The following is a 15,370-nucleotide window of genomic DNA, read 5'->3' as shown; positions in this document are numbered from 1 at the left end:
GCTCGCCGGGCAGGCGGTCACACCGTCCCCGCTCTGCTCGGCCACCACAGTTCAGCCGACGTGCCAGTGACGGCGGATGAGTTCCTCGCGATCGGCCGCATCGTCTCCGGCCGCGGCGGTGTCGTTGCCGTCGTTGTCGTAGGTTTCATCGGAGTCGCGGAGATCCGCGAGCAGGGCATCGATGAGTGCACCGGGGAAGACGCCGTCGGCTTCGAACATCTCGCGCTCGGCCTCGAGTGCGTCGGCGGCCTCCCGGCGCGAGGTGGGCAGACTCTCGAAGTCATCGTGATCGTGGGTGCTGAGCCGCTCGGCCAGCTCCAGGCTCTCCGGATCGCTGAGCCCCCGCTTCGCCGCGACGGCCATGCCGGCCAGCAGCAGGTGCGCATCCGCCGAGCCGTCCCCGAGCCGGAACTCGACGGTCTGGTGATCCGTGGCGGGTTCGGGGATGGGTTCGGTGCTGCCGGGATTGGCGTGCGCGACCATGTCGGCCAACACGCCGCCGCCCCAGGCCAACGGCACCCGGACGAGCCCGGTGCGGTCCTTCATGCCCCAGCAGATGTCCTCTGGCGACTCGTCTCCCTCGGCGAATCGCAGGTAGGACGTGGGGACCGTGTTGCCGAACGCGGACAGCGCCCTCGCTGCGGACAGGTAGCCGGCGATCAGTCGACGCCCGGTGTCGTTGAGACCGTCTTTCCCCACGATGGCGTTGGCACCATCGCGCACCAGCCGACTGTGGAAATGCAGACCGTTTCCCGCGCCCTCGCCGCTCACCAACGGGGCGAATGTCGCCTCGACACCATGGGCGTAGGCGACCTCGCGCACCACCCACTTGGCCAGGACGAGATTGTCGGCCGCCTGCTCCAGCGGCACGGGCTGGAGCTCGATCTCGTGCTGGACCAGTTGCCGGTCCTCCTCGGGGATGTTGCCGACCTCTCCGTGGGCGTACTTGAGCGGCACGCCCATCGCACTGAGGTGGCCCAGCACCTCCTCTCGAACCCGCCGGTGCTTCGAGAACGGACCCGACTCCTGGTAGCCGCGCTCCTCCTCCACGGGGAAGATCTTCTCGGGCTCGTCGACGAGGTAGTACTCCAGCTCGCCGAAGGCCTCCAGCGTCATGCCGGTCTCCTGCGCGAGCACCTCGGCGGCGCGGCGCACGATCTGCTCGCGTGCGTGGGGCAGCGGCTTGCCGGCGTCGTCGTAGAAGGAACACAACACGTCGAGCGAGCGTCGCTCGCCGAAGGGATTGAGGAAGGCGGTGCGGTGACGCGGGACGATGTAGACGTCGCTGGACTCGGTATCAGTGCTGGCGAAGACACTGGAGCCGTCCACGCGCTCGCCTCGCGTCAGCACCTCGAGGAGGTGCTCGCGCGAATTGATGGGAAAAGCCACCGCCTTGAGGCGCCCGTCGCCGCCGACGTAGCGCAGGTTGACCTGGTGCAGCTCCAACTGCTCGACCGCCCGCGCGAGGTCACCGGCGGTGAAGTCGGCCGAAGGCTTGCCGAGCAGGCGGACCAGTGGGTGGGGTTCCAGTGCGTCGATGGCCATACCCCGTTCTACCAGCGTCAGGGCGGGACGGGCCGTCGAGCCGACGACTCCCGCTCCGCCGGTCGGAACAGGGCCCGGTCAGGTCGTCGCAGGTCGCCCGTGACGCCAGTAGCCGACAAAGTCCACGTTCCGCTTGGGCACTCCCCACTCCTGCACGAGGTGACGGCGAGCCCCCGTGGCGAGACCGGACTCGCCGATGAGGTGCGCATGGACGACGCCGTCCAGTGGAACGGTCGTCTTCACCGCGTCCAGCGCGAGCTGCCCCGGCCGATCGGCGCCCGCGGGCGCCTCGTCGCGAGGGACCCAACGCACCTCGACCCCGGGAGGCACCCGGAACTTCTGTCGGTCGGCGGCCGTAGGGACCTCGATGATCGCGATCCCCCGGGCCGCCACCGGGAGTGAGGCACAGATCCCGGCCACGGCGGGCAACGCCGTCTCATCACCGACGAGCAGTGTCCAGTCGTGGGGGTGGTCAGGCGTGAAACCGATGCCCTGGTCCAGGAATCCCAGGCGATCACCAGGGCTGGCATCGAGCACGAACTGAGCCGCCGGTCCCAGACCCCCTGTCTCGTCTCCGTGGATCACGAAGTCGATATCCACTTCGCCCGTGTCAGGGCGGACGGCGCGGACCGTGTACGCCCGGACCCACGGGCGCCGCGACTTGGGTGTGGCGAGATACTGCAGGTACCAACCGATCTCACTGGTACGTGTCGGCAACTGCAGAGAGTCCTGCCCCTCGCGCGTGAAGAAGAGTCGGCACCAGTGGTCGTGCCCTCGCGGCTCCAGGTGGTCCAGCCCGCCGAGGGTCAGGCGGACGAAGCCGGGAGTGATGCGTTCGGTGCGCCGTACGTGCGCCATGGTGAACTGGCGATCGGTCGGAGTGTTCTTCTTTCTCCCCATGGGCCGAGGATAGCCTTACCTATCTCGCACGGGCACCCCTCTGTCAGCCGCCCGCCCCGGGAACCATTGCGAATCAGGACAGGTCGAGGAATCCGCGCAGCTGGTCCAGGGCGTCGCGGACCACGGTGTAATACGCCCACCTGCCACGCTGCTCGCGGCTCAGCAGACCTACGTCGACGAGACGTTTGAGGTGATGACTGACCGTGGGTTGGCTGATGTCCACCACATCGAGGAGGTCGCAGGCACACACGGATTCACAGCCCCGCGCAGCGATATGTGACAGGAGCCTGAGCCGCGTGGGGTCGGCCAACGCCTTGAACCCGGCGGCCATCGCCTCCGCGGTGGGGGAGTCGACGGGCGTGCGCGAGAGCGAGCAGCATCCGCCCGCCGGGGGATCGCCGACCAGCGCCGCGCCTGCCACTGAACTCGTCGTCGTCGTCGTTGTCGTCGTCATACCCTCACCGCCTCCCCACGAGGTTAGATTGACGATCATCAATACCTCACCCTAGCCTTATCCATAGACATCTATCGATCTGACGGGAGCCGCACATCCGATGAGCGCCACCACTTCTGCGCGCAGTGTCACCCCTGTCGCCAAGGAGATGTCGTTCCTCGACCGCTACCTGGCCGTCTGGATTCTCGCGGCGATGGCGGCCGGACTGCTCCTGGGCCGCTTCGTCCCCGGCCTGGATCGCGCGCTGGATTCGGTGCAGGTCGGTGGCATCTCGGTCCCGATCGCGGTCGGCCTGCTGGTCATGATGTACCCCGTCCTGGCCAAGGTGCGCTACGACGAGACCCACCGGGTGACCGGCGACCGGAAGCTGCTCGGCCTGTCGCTGCTGCTCAACTGGATCGTCGGCCCGGCGTTCATGTTCACGCTCGCGTGGGTGTTCCTGCCGGACCTGCCGGAATTCCGCACGGGACTGATCATCGTGGGGCTGGCGCGGTGCATCGCGATGGTGTTCATCTGGAACGACCTGGCGTGTGGCGATCGCGAGGCGGCGGCCGTACTGGTGGCCATCAACTCGGTGTTCCAGGTGGTGGCCTTCGGTGCGCTGGGTTGGTTCTACCTGCAGGTCCTGCCGTCGTGGCTCGGACTGGAGACGGTCTCGGCCGAGTTCTCGGTCTGGGCGATCGTCGGCTCGGTGCTGGTGTTCCTCGGGATTCCTCTGCTGGCCGGCTTCGGAACGCGCGTGTTCGGCGAGCGCGCGAAGGGACGCGAGTGGTACGAGGGGACCTTCCTGCCGCGGATCGGCCCGTGGGCCCTGTACGGCCTGCTGTTCACTATCGTCCTGCTGTTCGCGATGCAGGGCGAGGCCATCACCACTCGCCCGCTGGACGTGGCCCGGATGGCCGTTCCGCTGCTGCTCTACTTCGTGCTCATGTTCTTCTTCAGTCTGCTGGTCTCGCGCGCGGTGGGGCTGAACTACGCCAAGTCCACTTCCGTCGCGTTCACGGCGTCGGGCAACAACTTCGAACTCGCGATCGCGGTGTCCATCGGCACGTTCGGTATCGCCTCGGGTCAAGCCCTGGCAGGCGTGGTGGGTCCGCTCATCGAGGTCCCGGTGTTGGTCGGGCTGGTGTACGGCGCGCTGTGGCTCGGACCGCGATTGTTCCCCGGCGATTCGAGCCTGCCCCGCCGCGCCCGGACCACCGTGCCCACCCCGGCTCCGGGCGCAGACCCGTCATGACCGCGAACGCCCCGCAGCCTCGGGTCCCCGGCGTCCTGTTCGTGTGTGTACGCAACGGCGGCAAGTCACAGATGGCGGCCGCACTCATGCGCCACCGCGCCGGCGACGCGGTCGAGGTCCACTCGGCGGGGACCGATCCCGGGCCCACGATCAACGCGCTGTCGGCCGAGGCGGTGGCCGAGCTCGGCGCGGACATGTCCGGTAAGGTGCCCCGCGCGATCGACCCCGATCTTCTGCGCCGCGTGGACCGGGTGGTGGTGCTCGGCGCCGACGCCGCACGAGACCTCGTCGCGCGGGGTGATGTCGGCGTCTCCGACGACGACACCGCCCGCACCGTCATCACGTGGATCACTGATGAGCCTTCGGGTAGGGGCATCGACGGACTGGAGAGGATGCGCCTGATTCGCGACGACATCGACCGCCGTGTCCACGACCTCCTTGCCGAATTCACCGCGGAACGGGCCGACCCATCGCCGCGCTGACCACGGAACGCGCCACGGGCACCGCGCCAATCGCACTGAGCCTGCTCGGCCGGAGCGCCCGGTCTCACCCCAGCGACGACATGGTGGCGACCCGTTTGGTGTGCCTCACCCCGATCGGCTCCAGGACCGAGCGGACGAACGGCTCGGGATCGATACGGGCTTCCGGTGACGTGGCGCCGGTGATGATGGGCCGCCGGGCATCCGACAACGAGATGGAGGCGACCGTTCGAATCGTCCTGCGGCCCCACGGCCCGCATCGTCGCGGCCACGGGGCCGCCTCAGGACAGACGCGAACCCTCTTTGACTTTGAACCAGATCGAAAAGTCCTCGGCCGCCTGACGCACCACGGCGTCGTCCGAACTGCTCGTCAGGTCATCGAAGCTGTCCCGGACCCCCTCGACCCCGGTCGGCCGGGTGTCCGCGGGGGCGCCGAACCCCATTCTCCAGTCCGCGAAACTACGCTCGACCGCCCGCTCCACCACCAGAACACGCACACGGGCATGCCTGTCATCGACACAGATGCTCTCCATCAACGAGTCGATCTCAGACGGGGGCCCCTCCAGAAACTGGATGAAGCAATTGCTCCTGTACAGCAGAGCGCCGGTGATGCCCGCTTGCAGATTGTGCCGCCTGGCGGTGAACAGGATGGACTCGAGATCGGTGTGCGACATCGGTCGCGTAGCCACACTGGAGTACACCAGATACTTGAGGTCGCCCGTCCCAGACGGCCGATCGGTGGACACAACGGCGGTCATTGACGATCCCCTTCACCAGACGAGGCGAAGTACAGTTCGTTCAGAAACGCCATGGAGCTCTCCAACGTGCTGGCCTCGCCTCGCAGCACCGACATCTTGTCGAACTTCCTGAACGTGCCATCGACAGTCTGGTCGATGTAGCCGACGAAATTGCCCCTGAAGTTGCCGACGAAGAACTTCTCCTCCACTTGCGACCAACGGACCTGCCGGTCCCCGCCGACTGTCTGGCTCATCGTTGCCTCATCACCATCTGGACGTGTGACTTAATCGTTGGACGACTCTGCCAGAGGTGTACCCGCCACACCACCGGACCAGCGAGGCGTCGCCGACGCTTTCCTGCTACGGCTCGCTTCCGTCCGGCGCCAGCGTTCGATGGGGGCTACGGCGATTCGTTCTCCTGACTCGCAGGGGTGGGGTTCAACTCCACAGTGGTCCGCAGGCGCGTCTCGCGAACGGCCAGAACCGCGACCACGGTGACCACTCCGATAAGCGCCGTGACCATGAACAGATGCCCGAAGGCATCAGCGTAGGAGTCATGGAAGATCTGCTGGATCGGCGCCGGCAGACCACTGATGTCCAGGCTGGTCTCTGCCGAGCCTTCGCTGCTTCCCAGTTGTCCGCTCGTCATCCCCAGCTCGCCGAGACGGTCTCGAATCTGAGCAGCGACCTCGTTGGTCAAGACAGCGCCGAGTGCGGAGACACCGATCGCTCCGCCGAGGGATCGGAAGAACGCGATCGCCGCGGAAGCGGCTCCGACTTCCCGGACGTCGACGATATTCTGCACTGCCAGCACGATGTTCTGGATCAGGGTTCCTACACCGATACCCATCAACGCCATCGACACCGCGACCCACAGATACCCGGTTGTGTGGTCGACCATCCCCAGGCCCGCGAGACCAGTCACCATCAGGATGCTGCCGATGACCATGATCGGCTTCCACCGGCCGGTGCGGCTTACGATCATCCCACCGATCGCCGAGGACGCCGTCTGGAAGACGATCATCGGCAAGATGAGCAACCCGGCCTGGGTCGGTGAGTAGCCCCCACCCAGCTGGAAGTACTGAGTCAGGAACACCGCCGGAGCGAACATCGCCACACCCACCGCCAAGCTGGCGACGATCATCAATGCTGCGGTGTTGGTCCGCAGCACCCGGATGGGCACGATCGGCTCGGCAGCCCGCAGCTCGACGATGACCGCCGCCGCGGTCACGACGACGAACGCGCCGATGAACGCTGCAGACTGCCAGGAAACCCATGCGTACTCGCTGCCCGCGAAGGTCACCCACAACATCGGGAGCGCCGCGCAGAGCGCGATCAGCACGGCCCCTGCGTAGTCGATCGTGACCTTTCTGGATTCGATCAACGGGATACGGAGTTTGACCTGGATGAGAACCATCGCCACAACGGCGAGCGGGACGCAGACGAAGTAGGTCCACCTCCATCCCAGGCCATCAGTGATCACACCGCCCAGCAGTGGCCCGGAGACTGTCGCGATGCCCATGACACCGCCCATATATCCGGCGTAACGGCCGCGTTCCCGGGGGGCGATGATCGAACCCATGATGGACTGAACCAGGGCCATCAGCCCGCCCATCGCGATTCCTTGAACGACGCGGGCCCCCATCATCATCGCCACCGACGTGGACAGGCCCGCCGCAACAGAACCCACCACGAACAACACGATGGTCAGCTGAACCAGCATCTTCTTGTCGAACAGATCCGAGAGCTTGCCCCAGACCGGTGTACTGACGGTCATCATCAGCAAACTCGTGGTGATCACCCACGTGTACTGGCGTTGGGTGCCGTTGAGGTCGGCCATGATCGTGGGCAACGCCGTGGACACAATGGTGTTGGAGATCAAGGCGGTGAACAGTGCGGCCAAGAGGCCGGTCATCACCTGGAGCACCTCGCGATGAGGTAACGCCTGGTATCCGGGAGGCGCGCTGGCCTGTTCAGTCATAGGTCGTTGACTCATTTCTCTCCCGCGGTCATGGTCGCAGCGAGCTCGTCGAGATGGTCGTTCAGTTTCTTCAGTAACTGGAGCGTCCGGGCGGGGCAGAGCTCGGTGTCTCTGGCGAGGATCTCCGCGAATCGGTCGGCAATCGCCTGCTGACGTCGTTGCAAGTCCACTCGGCCGCGATCAGTGATCGAGATCAGCCAGGCACGAGCATCGTCAGGATCGCGACGCCGACAGACCAGCCCGTCCACCTCGAGCGAGTCCACTGCCCGCGACACGACGGACGGGGACAGGAAGAGTCGATGTGCGATCTCCCCCGATCGTTCGTCACCGTCGATCAGAAACCGCATCACGCCGACCTTGGTGCCAGAGATGTCCTCCTGTCCGCGGTGCTGCCCTGCGTACCGGAACAGACGCAAGGTGCGGACAAGCTCCACGAGAATCTCGCCGGCGTCACTGCGTCGAGTCACTGCCACTCCTTCATAGTTGCTTGCTGCACGCAACTATAGACACGGTCAGCTTTGCCGTGTCGCCAGCAGCCCGTCAAAACGACTGGGTGAGACAATGGCGGGTGACTGTAGGTCTAAGAAACTGGTTCAAAAACTGGCCACCTCCCCGGGCGAGTTCATGTGTCTCGAAAACCTTTAAATTATTGAGACGTGGCCCGCGCTCCGTCCCGGTGAAGGCTCGGCACTGGAACAGGACACTGGCCGCTGCGGCCCGCTGTGATCGGGGTCGAGGGCGAGAGCGTCCAGTGAGGGTTCTTCGACTGGGACGGGACGCGTGGTGACCTCCCGCTTGCCCTATGTGGCTGCGGGCGACGTCGGTCCTCCCCGGACGCGGTAGGCGGTCTGGACCATTCCGCCGTCGAGAACCGCGGTGCGGACATGCTTGAGATGCACGTCTTCGCCCAGCGGCCCGAACAGTGAGGGCCCGTCGCCGATGAGCACGGGCACATGGGAGAGCGTGAGTTCGTCGACAAGTTTGGAGGCAAGGAACCAACGGATGGTCTCGCCACCGTCGACGTAGACGCGCCGGTAGCCGTCCCGCTGCAGCGCGTCGATAGCCGCCTCGCCGGAGCGATGCACGGTGATCCGGGGATCTCCGTCTGCTGCGAGGGACGTGCTGATCACATGTATCGGCCGATCGAGGTAGGGCCAGTGCTCGTCGGAAGCGATGGCCTCGTAGGTTCGCCGGCCCATCACTACAGCCTCAACTGACTCCACGAAGGGCGTGAAGCCCGCGTCCCCGGCGGCGGCGCCGCGGCTGGTCAGCCACTCGAGGTCGCCATCAGGCCGAGCGATGCGGCCGTCGACGCTCAGCCCGAGAAAGACGGCGGCGCGGAGGGTCTGTTGCGATGCGGCCACAGGACCGATTCTGCTAGCGCCGAACACCGGCACGCAAGCGAAGCCGACAGCCGTCGCTCCAGTTCCACGTGCTCCGATAGGCGTCCCGCAGGATGTAACCCAAGGGGCAGCACCCGTGAGAGCTCCGCGATCCTGGCCGCCACCCGACAGGCTGACGAATGGCCCGGCCCCTGAGCACACCTCACCGCGCCCGAAGTGCGGCGCACCGACCTGGCACATCGCACCTGGCGCGAGCCAGGAGCGAGGAGCACACTTATCCGGTGAACGGTCTCGGACGACTGGGCCTGCGCGCTACCCGCCTCCTACGTGCTGGTCAGCGCGGCGCGCCGGCTCGACCCATGCTGGTCGTGGGCGCCCTGGGGGTGGTGTTCGGCGACATCGGCACCAGTCCGCTGTACGCCTTGCACACCGCGTTCAGCATGCGTCACAACGCCGTCGAGGTGACGCCGCACAACGTCTACGGCATCATCTCGATGGTCCTGTGGACCATCACCGCGATCGTGACGGTCAAGTACGTGCTGCTGGTGATCCGCGCGGACAACGACGGCGAGGGCGGGATACTCGCACTGGTGGCACTGCTCCGCCGCAGGCTCCCGGGGCACCGGATCGGCGCGATGGTGACGATCATCGGCATCCTCGGCGCAGCGCTGTTCTTCGGTGACGCGGTCATCACACCGGCGATCTCGGTGCTCAGTGCGGTAGAAGGACTGACCGTCAGCGCGCCGGGCCTGGAGTCGGCTGTCGTCCCGCTGACCGTGGCGATCCTGATCGCCCTGTTCCTCGTCCAGCCGTACGGCACCACCCGGGTGTCCGGGGCGTTCGGTCCGATCATGGTCGTGTGGTTCGTGGCCCTGGCGCTGCTCGGGGTCCCGCAGATCGTCGCCCACCCGGAGATCCTGACCAGCCTGTCGCCGCACTGGGCGTTCGATCTCCTCCTGCGGCATCCCTTCGAGGCGTTCGTCCTCCTCGGCGCGGTCGTCCTCACCGTGACCGGCGCCGAGGCGCTGTACGCCGACCTGGGGCATTTCTCCGCATCCGCGATCAGGCGCGCATGGTTCCTGGTCGTGTTGCCGGCGCTGACGTTGGTCTATCTGGGCCAGGGCGCACTGGTCATCTCGCACCCGGGCGCGGTGGGCAACCCGCTGTTCCACCTCGCCCCCGACATTCTGCAGATCCCGCTCGTCGTGCTGGCCACGGCCGCGACGATCATCGCCTCGCAGGCCGTCATCTCGGGCGCGTTCTCGATCGCCCACCAGGCCGTCCGCCTGTCCCTCCTGCCGCGCTTGGCGATGCGGTACACCTCCAGGCGCCGGGCGGGCGAGATCTACGTGCCGGCCCTCAACTGGCTGCTCTTCGTCGCGGTCCTGGCCGTGGTGCTGCTCTTCGGCTCGTCCGAGTCGCTGGCCAGTGCGTACGGGTTCGCCGTGACGGGGACCCTGGTGCTCGAGTCCCTGCTGTTCATGGTGTTCGCCGTGTCAGTCTGGCACTGGAGGTGGCCGGTGGTCGCCCTCTACGTCGCGACGGTGGGCACTCTCGAGCTCGTCCTGCTGGCAGCCAACGCCACCAAGCTCCCCGAGGGCGGATGGCTTCCCGTCCTTCTGGCTGCGGCCGTAGTGGTGGTGATGACGTGCTGGCGCCGCGGCCACGCGACGGTCGCCTCCGCGCGGAGGCGGCTGGAGCGACCGTTGGACGATTTCCTCGCCTGCCTCAATGAGGAGCCGGTGCAGCGTTCCCCGCGGGTGGCGGTATTTCCGCACTCCGACCCGGGCACCACGCCCCTGGCCCTGGTCAGCTGCGTGTCGGACCTGAAGATCTTCCCGGAGCAGGTGATCCTGGTCCGGTTGGAGCATCGCAACGTCCCCCGGGCCCGATCCGCGGACAAGTACCGCATGGACACGTTCGCCACCCCTCTGGGCGAGGTCGTCAGGGTCACCGTGCGAGTCGGGTTCACCGAGTCCCAGAACATCCCGCTACACCTCGCGCGGGCCTCCCAGCGGTTGGATGGCCTGGCCCTGGCCCACGAGGAGGCCACCTACTTCCTGTCCGTTCTCGCTCTCCGGCCGGCGCGCCCGCCGGGCCTGCGGCACTGGCGCGAGCGGCTCTTCCTCGCCATGGAGAAGAACCAGGCCAACCGCACCGAGGTGTTCCACCTACCGCCCGACCGCACAGTGGTTATGGGCGAGGTGCTGCACATCTGACGCGACGCTCCGGGCGCCAGTGGTCTAGAACCAGACGTCCGCCAGCAACTTCAGCGAGTGGTCGCGCACGTCCGGGTCGTAGGCGTAGGTCACGGTGATGAGCTCGTCCGCACCGGTGCGCTCGGCGAACTCCTCCAGCCGAGCCTTCACCGTGTCCGGCGAACCCACGGCGCTGATGTCGAGCATCGACGGCACACCGCCGGGGAACTCGGACAGGTCGACGGGCGGCTGGATCTTGCGCTGCCGCCCGCTACGGATGTCGAGGAACATCTGCTGGATGGTGGTGAACTGCCGCTGCGCTTCTTCATCCGTGTCGGCGACCATCACGTTGATACCGGCCATGACATACGGCTTGTCGATCCGCGCGGTGGGCGCCTCGGTGCTGAACGTCTCGCGGTAGACGCGCACGGCGTCATCGATCTGGTCGGGCGCGAAGTGCGAGGCCAGCGAGAACGGCAGGCCCAGCTGCCCGGCGATGGAGGCACCGTTGACGGTCGAGCCGAGCACCCAGATCGGCACCTCCATGCCCTGGGAGACCGAAGAGAAGATCGGGGTGCTGTGCGCGGTGCCGGATTCGCCGAACCAGCCCTGCAGGTCGTAGATGTGTCGGGCGAAGGCCTGCGGCTCGGCGGAGGAGCGGCTCAGCGCCTGGGCGGTCATGCCGTCGGTGCCGGGGGCGCGGCCGAGGCCCAGGTCGATGCGGTCGCCGTGGATGTTGGCGAGGGTGCCGTATTGCTCGGCCACCATCAGCGGCGCGTGGTTGGGCAGCATGACGCCGCCGGAGCCGACGCGGATGTTCTCGGTGACGCCAGCCGCCTGCGAGATGAGCAGCGAGGTGGCCTTGGAGGCGAGGTTGGGCGTGTTGTGATGCTCGGCAAACCAGAGTCGGTGGTAGCCCAGCTCGTCGGCGAGCTTGGCGGAAGTCATCGAGGCGGCGATGCCGTCGCGGGCGGTGGAGCCCTCGGGGATGGAGACCAGGTCGAGGATGCTCAGGGGGATGGCCATGTGGGTTCGCCTTCTGCTGTCGAGGGGGCCGGCGGCGACGGTCCACACCCGCAGGCGGACTCCGCGGCACTATGCCGCGATGCTACTGAAATCCCCCGGTCGGTGACGGATCACCAAGCGCCGGCGGGGGCGCCGGAGGAGTGACGACGACGACAACGTTCCGTTCCCCCTCCCCCACCATTGCCTCCGCCGGGGTTCCGATTCGAGCCCCATCCTATGTGCCGTACGTCACACTAAGGTCGGCCGCGAGCACAGCCCGCGCCATCAGGCACCCGGTGAGGGGTTGACGAACAATGACACAGACCGACAAGCCACTGGACCAGACGGTGACGTCCGGCGAGGCCGATCTCGACGACCTGCGCGGGCGCCTCACCTCGTGGCTGGCGGGCCGCCCCCAGGTCGCCGGCGGCGCGGGTGACGCAGCCGACGGACGGGGCGGCGTCGAGGTGGGCGAGGTGACGCGGCCCGACGCGTCGGGAATGTCCAACATCTCGATCCTCTTCGACGCCTGCTGGACATCGGCGGACACCGGCGAGCGAGAGTCTGCGCGGCTCGTGGCCCGGATGTGCCCGCTCGACGATGCCTTTCCGGTGTTCCCGGTGTACGACCTGGCCCGGCAGTTCGACGTGATGCGGGTCGTCGGCGAGCACACCGATCTGCCCGTCCCGCGCGTGCGCTGGCTCGAGGAGGACCCGGCAGTGCTGGGGTCGCCGTTCCTGGTGATGGACCGGGCCACCGGCGTCGCGCCCGTCGACAATCCCCCGTACGTGTTCGGCGGCTGGCTGCTCGAGATGAGCCCCGAGCAGCGGGCGGAATTGCAGCGCGAGTCCGTGGCCGTGCTCGCCGCGGTCCACGGGATCGACAGGCCCGCGGAGCTCCTCCCCTCACTCGCCTCCGACCGACCCGGCGAGGGCGACGGACTACGGGCGCACGTCGACGAGCAGCGCGAGTACTACGAGTGGACGGTCCGCGAGGGCGGACTGAGGATCCCGGTGATCGAGAAGGCCTTCGCCTGGATCGAGGCCAACTGGCCCGCGGACCCCGGCACGGACGTGCTCAGCTGGGGTGATGCCCGGATCGGCAACATCCTCTACAAGGGCACCACCCCGACCGCCGTGCTGGACTGGGAGATGGCGGCCCTCGCGCCGGCCGAGGTGGACCTGGGCTGGTTCCTGTACTTCCACGACCTGTTCCAGGATCTGGCGGTCACGTACGGTTTCCCCGGCATACCCGACCTGTTCGACCACGCTCAGGTGGTCCGGCAGTACGAACAGCTCACGGGCCGGACGGTCCGCGATCTGCCGTTCTATTACGCCTATGCGGGCCTGAGGCAGGCGGTGATCCTGGCACGAATTCATCGTCGTCGTATCGAGTTCGGTGAGGCGGAGACCCCCGACAACCCGGACGACTACGTCCTGCACAACACCATGCTTTACCGCCTCATCGCCGACTGACAGGGCTCACGCCAGATTGCGCAGTCGGGGCTCGAGGTCCGTGGAGAACAGGTCCAGGAAGCGTTTCTGGTCGTGGCCGGGGGCGTGGAAGACCAGGTGGTTCAGACCGGCGTCGACGTACTGCTTGACCTGCTCGACCACGTCATCCGGGTCAGAGGCCACGATCCAGCGCTTGGCGACCTGCTCGATGGGCAGCTCGTCGGCCAGGCGCTCCATCTCCCGCGGCGAGTCCACCGAGTGCTTCTGCTCCGGGGTCAGCGACAGCGGCGCCCAGAACCGGCAGTTCTCCAACGCCGCGGCCGGGTCGGGATCGTAGCTGATCTTGATCTCGATCATCCGATCAATCGCCGCCGAATCACGCTCGTTGATCGCTGCGCCCTCCTCCACGGCCGGAAGCAGCTTGTCGGTGTACAACTCCATCCCCTTGCCCGAGGTACAGATGAACCCGTCCCCCACGCGGCCGGCGTACTTGGCCACCACCGGACCACCCGCCGCGATGTACACCGGCACACCACCCTCCGGCACGTCATAGAGGAACGCGTCCTTGGTCGAGTAGAAGTCACCCTCGAAACTGGTGGTCTCACCCGTCCACAACTCACGCATGAGCCGGACCGACTCACGCAACCGAGCGAAACGCTCCTTGAACGCCGGCCACTCACCCTGATGGCCCGTGGCGATCTCATTCAGGGCCTCACCCGTGCCCACGCCCAGGAAGACCCGGCCCGGGTACAGGCACGCCATGGTCGCGAACGCCTGCGCCAGCACCGCCGGGTTATAGCGGAACGTCGGCGTGAGCACCGACGTACCCAACTGCAGCCGCTCGGTGCGCTCACCGACCGCGGTCAGCCACGACAACGAAAACGGGGCGTGCCCACCATCGTGACGCCACGGCTGGAAATGATCCGACACCGTCGCCGAATCCATCCCCGCCCGCTCAGCCAGAACCGCGAACTCCACCAGATCACGCGGACCGAACTGCTCGGCCGAGGCCTTGTAACCGAGCTTGAGGGGTGCGTTGTCAGTCATTCGGGACTCCTGAGGGGCGATAGTTGTGAGTGTTGATCAGGGTCAGGCGGTGATGTACTTCTCGCCGAAGCGGGCGAGGGAATCGCGCTTGACCTCCATGGGGGCGTCATACCCGTGGCCCTCGATCAGCCAGGGGATGACGATGACGTCCGTGACGCCCGCGTCGGCGAGCTCGGCGAACCCACGAGTGCCGTACTTGTCGATGCACGCCACCTGGATGGCGAACGGCTGGCCGTCGCCGCGGTCCGCCAGCGAGCGCCCGTCGGCCTCGAGCAGCTCACCGAGGCGCCCGATCGTGGTGACGATCTCGTCGAAGCCCATCATCGCCGACGTCCACCCCTGGCCGATGCGGACAGCGCGCCGCAGTGCCGGGGCGGTGTGGCCGCCCACGTAGAAGGGCACCTGGGCGAGAGGCGGCGGGTCGAGCGTGAGGCGGTCGAAGTCGAAGTGCTCGCCGTGGTACTCGAACCAGCCGCCGTCGCCGGCCAGGCGGAGGATCTCGAGCATCTCGTCCACCCGCTTGCCGCGGCCCGGGTAGGAGACGCCACACCAGGCGAACTCGTTGGGGTCCCACCCGATGCCGACGCCCAGGTCCACACGACCGCCGGTCAGGTGGGAGACCGTGGACAGCTGCCGGGCCAGCAGGAGGGGCTGACGAGGGCCGAACTTGAGCACCTGTGGGCAGAACCGGATGGTCGAGGTGACCGCACCCATGGCTGCGATCGCGGTCAGCGGTTCGACCCACGGGGTGTTCTCGTCCCACATCCGCGACCCGTCAGGGGTGTACGGGTAGTCGGTGTCCTGCCGGTGCGGCAGGAACAGCGAATCGGGGAGCGTGATCCGCGCGAAACCGGCATCCTCTGCCGCACGGGCGAGGTCGAGGATCTGGTCGATCGGGCTGAACGCAATCGGGGTGGAGAACTGCATGGGGCTACCTCTGCTATCGGGGTCGGGGACGGTGCGGTTCTCAGCCCCGACACGGCGGCCCGA

The 15,370-nt window shown here is 67.1% G+C and carries 15 protein-coding genes; 4 read left to right on the top strand and 11 right to left on the bottom strand.

The annotated features are described in order from the left end of the window. Positions 1 to 51: 51 nt before the first annotated feature. The 3 genes from K3888_RS08370 to K3888_RS08360 form a co-directional block, all read right to left on the bottom strand. Entirely contained in the window at positions 52 to 1,545 is a 1,494-nt protein-coding gene (locus K3888_RS08370) for a glutamine synthetase beta-grasp domain-containing protein (protein WP_230929804.1), read from the bottom strand. 78 nt (positions 1,546 to 1,623) lie between these two features. Next, entirely contained in the window at positions 1,624 to 2,445 is an 822-nt protein-coding gene (locus K3888_RS08365) for a siderophore-interacting protein (RefSeq protein ID WP_230929803.1), read from the bottom strand. A gap of 73 nt (positions 2,446 to 2,518) precedes the next feature. After that, entirely contained in the window at positions 2,519 to 2,899 is a 381-nt protein-coding gene (locus tag K3888_RS08360) for an ArsR/SmtB family transcription factor (protein WP_230929802.1), read from the bottom strand. A gap of 100 nt (positions 2,900 to 2,999) precedes the next feature. On the opposite strand from K3888_RS08360, the gene arsB reads away from it, so the two are divergent. Together arsB and K3888_RS08350 are read left to right on the top strand one after the other, a co-directional pair. Further along, positions 3,000 to 4,136 (top strand): ACR3 family arsenite efflux transporter, encoded by a 1,137-nt coding sequence (arsB, locus tag K3888_RS08355; RefSeq protein ID WP_230929801.1) that lies wholly within the window; start codon positions 3,000 to 3,002, stop codon positions 4,134 to 4,136. Further along, the gene (locus tag K3888_RS08350) at positions 4,133 to 4,618 is read left to right on the top strand and encodes an arsenate-mycothiol transferase ArsC (RefSeq protein WP_230929800.1); all 486 of its coding nucleotides are present in this window, start codon (positions 4,133 to 4,135) and stop codon (positions 4,616 to 4,618) included. Before arsB ends, K3888_RS08350 begins: the two co-directional genes overlap by 4 nt. A gap of 278 nt (positions 4,619 to 4,896) precedes the next feature. On the opposite strand, the gene K3888_RS08345 is transcribed toward K3888_RS08350, so the two are convergent. From K3888_RS08345 to K3888_RS08325, 5 genes are all read right to left on the bottom strand, one after another. Then, positions 4,897 to 5,373 carry a BLUF domain-containing protein gene (locus tag K3888_RS08345; protein WP_230929799.1) on the bottom strand — a complete coding sequence of 159 codons (477 nt, stop codon included), beginning with the start codon at positions 5,371 to 5,373 and terminating at the stop codon, positions 4,897 to 4,899. Continuing rightward, positions 5,370 to 5,606: a hypothetical protein gene (locus K3888_RS08340; RefSeq protein WP_230929798.1), complete on the bottom strand. Its 237-nt coding sequence runs from the start codon at positions 5,604 to 5,606 to the stop codon at positions 5,370 to 5,372. The genes K3888_RS08345 and K3888_RS08340 overlap by 4 nt, the downstream gene beginning before the upstream one ends. Before the next feature lie 146 nt (positions 5,607 to 5,752). Beyond that, positions 5,753 to 7,234: an MFS transporter gene (locus K3888_RS08335; protein WP_230929940.1), complete on the bottom strand. Its 1,482-nt coding sequence runs from the start codon at positions 7,232 to 7,234 to the stop codon at positions 5,753 to 5,755. A 110-nt stretch (positions 7,235 to 7,344) separates the two neighbouring features. Next, positions 7,345 to 7,800 carry a MarR family winged helix-turn-helix transcriptional regulator gene (locus tag K3888_RS08330; protein ID WP_230929797.1) on the bottom strand — a complete coding sequence of 152 codons (456 nt, stop codon included), beginning with the start codon at positions 7,798 to 7,800 and terminating at the stop codon, positions 7,345 to 7,347. Between the two features lie 333 nt (positions 7,801 to 8,133). After that, a complete protein-coding gene (locus K3888_RS08325) occupies positions 8,134 to 8,697 on the bottom strand; it encodes a dihydrofolate reductase family protein (RefSeq protein ID WP_230929796.1) in 564 nt (187 codons plus the stop codon). Positions 8,698 to 8,957: 260 nt separating this feature from the next. Between K3888_RS08325 and K3888_RS08320 the strand changes: the two genes are divergently transcribed. Continuing rightward, positions 8,958 to 10,895: a potassium transporter Kup gene (locus tag K3888_RS08320; protein ID WP_230929795.1), complete on the top strand. Its 1,938-nt coding sequence runs from the start codon at positions 8,958 to 8,960 to the stop codon at positions 10,893 to 10,895. A gap of 24 nt (positions 10,896 to 10,919) precedes the next feature. On the opposite strand, the gene K3888_RS08315 is transcribed toward K3888_RS08320, so the two are convergent. Beyond that, positions 10,920 to 11,900 (bottom strand): LLM class flavin-dependent oxidoreductase, encoded by a 981-nt coding sequence (locus K3888_RS08315; protein WP_230929794.1) that lies wholly within the window; start codon positions 11,898 to 11,900, stop codon positions 10,920 to 10,922. A gap of 293 nt (positions 11,901 to 12,193) precedes the next feature. On the opposite strand from K3888_RS08315, the gene K3888_RS08310 reads away from it, so the two are divergent. Next, positions 12,194 to 13,354 carry a phosphotransferase family protein gene (locus K3888_RS08310; RefSeq protein WP_230929793.1) on the top strand — a complete coding sequence of 387 codons (1,161 nt, stop codon included), beginning with the start codon at positions 12,194 to 12,196 and terminating at the stop codon, positions 13,352 to 13,354. Positions 13,355 to 13,360: 6 nt separating this feature from the next. On the opposite strand, the gene fgd is transcribed toward K3888_RS08310, so the two are convergent. Beyond that, positions 13,361 to 14,380, bottom strand: a complete 1,020-nt coding sequence (gene fgd, locus K3888_RS08305) for a glucose-6-phosphate dehydrogenase (coenzyme-F420) (protein ID WP_230929792.1) — start codon at positions 14,378 to 14,380, stop codon at positions 13,361 to 13,363. Between the two features lie 42 nt (positions 14,381 to 14,422). Further along, on the bottom strand, positions 14,423 to 15,307 hold the full coding sequence (locus tag K3888_RS08300; protein WP_230929939.1) for a TIGR03619 family F420-dependent LLM class oxidoreductase: 885 nt from the start codon (positions 15,305 to 15,307) through the stop codon (positions 14,423 to 14,425). Positions 15,308 to 15,370 lie beyond the last annotated feature (63 nt).

The sequence above is a fragment of the Dietzia aurantiaca genome, assembly GCF_021033825.1.
GTDB lineage: Bacteria > Actinomycetota > Actinomycetes > Mycobacteriales > Mycobacteriaceae > Dietzia > Dietzia aurantiaca.
This window is presented reverse-complemented; position numbering and strand designations above follow the sequence as displayed.

Bases quoted from the DNA above. Each gene is read 5' to 3' on its own strand.
- K3888_RS08370 (WP_230929804.1), bottom strand. From the start codon at position 1,545: ATGGCCATCGACGCACTGGAACCCCACCCACTGGTCCGCCTGCTCGGC.
- K3888_RS08365 (WP_230929803.1), bottom strand. From the start codon at position 2,445: ATGGGGAGAAAGAAGAACACTCCGACCGATCGCCAGTTCACCATGGCG.
- K3888_RS08360 (WP_230929802.1), bottom strand. From the start codon at position 2,899: ATGACGACGACAACGACGACGACGACGAGTTCAGTGGCAGGCGCGGCG.
- arsB (WP_230929801.1), top strand. From the start codon at position 3,000: ATGAGCGCCACCACTTCTGCGCGCAGTGTCACCCCTGTCGCCAAGGAG.
- K3888_RS08350 (WP_230929800.1), top strand. From the start codon at position 4,133: ATGACCGCGAACGCCCCGCAGCCTCGGGTCCCCGGCGTCCTGTTCGTG.
- K3888_RS08345 (WP_230929799.1), bottom strand. From the start codon at position 5,373: ATGACCGCCGTTGTGTCCACCGATCGGCCGTCTGGGACGGGCGACCTC.
- K3888_RS08340 (WP_230929798.1), bottom strand. From the start codon at position 5,606: ATGAGCCAGACAGTCGGCGGGGACCGGCAGGTCCGTTGGTCGCAAGTG.
- K3888_RS08315 (WP_230929794.1), bottom strand. From the start codon at position 11,900: ATGGCCATCCCCCTGAGCATCCTCGACCTGGTCTCCATCCCCGAGGGC.
- K3888_RS08310 (WP_230929793.1), top strand. From the start codon at position 12,194: ATGACACAGACCGACAAGCCACTGGACCAGACGGTGACGTCCGGCGAG.
- fgd (WP_230929792.1), bottom strand. From the start codon at position 14,380: ATGACTGACAACGCACCCCTCAAGCTCGGTTACAAGGCCTCGGCCGAG.
- K3888_RS08300 (WP_230929939.1), bottom strand. From the start codon at position 15,307: ATGCAGTTCTCCACCCCGATTGCGTTCAGCCCGATCGACCAGATCCTC.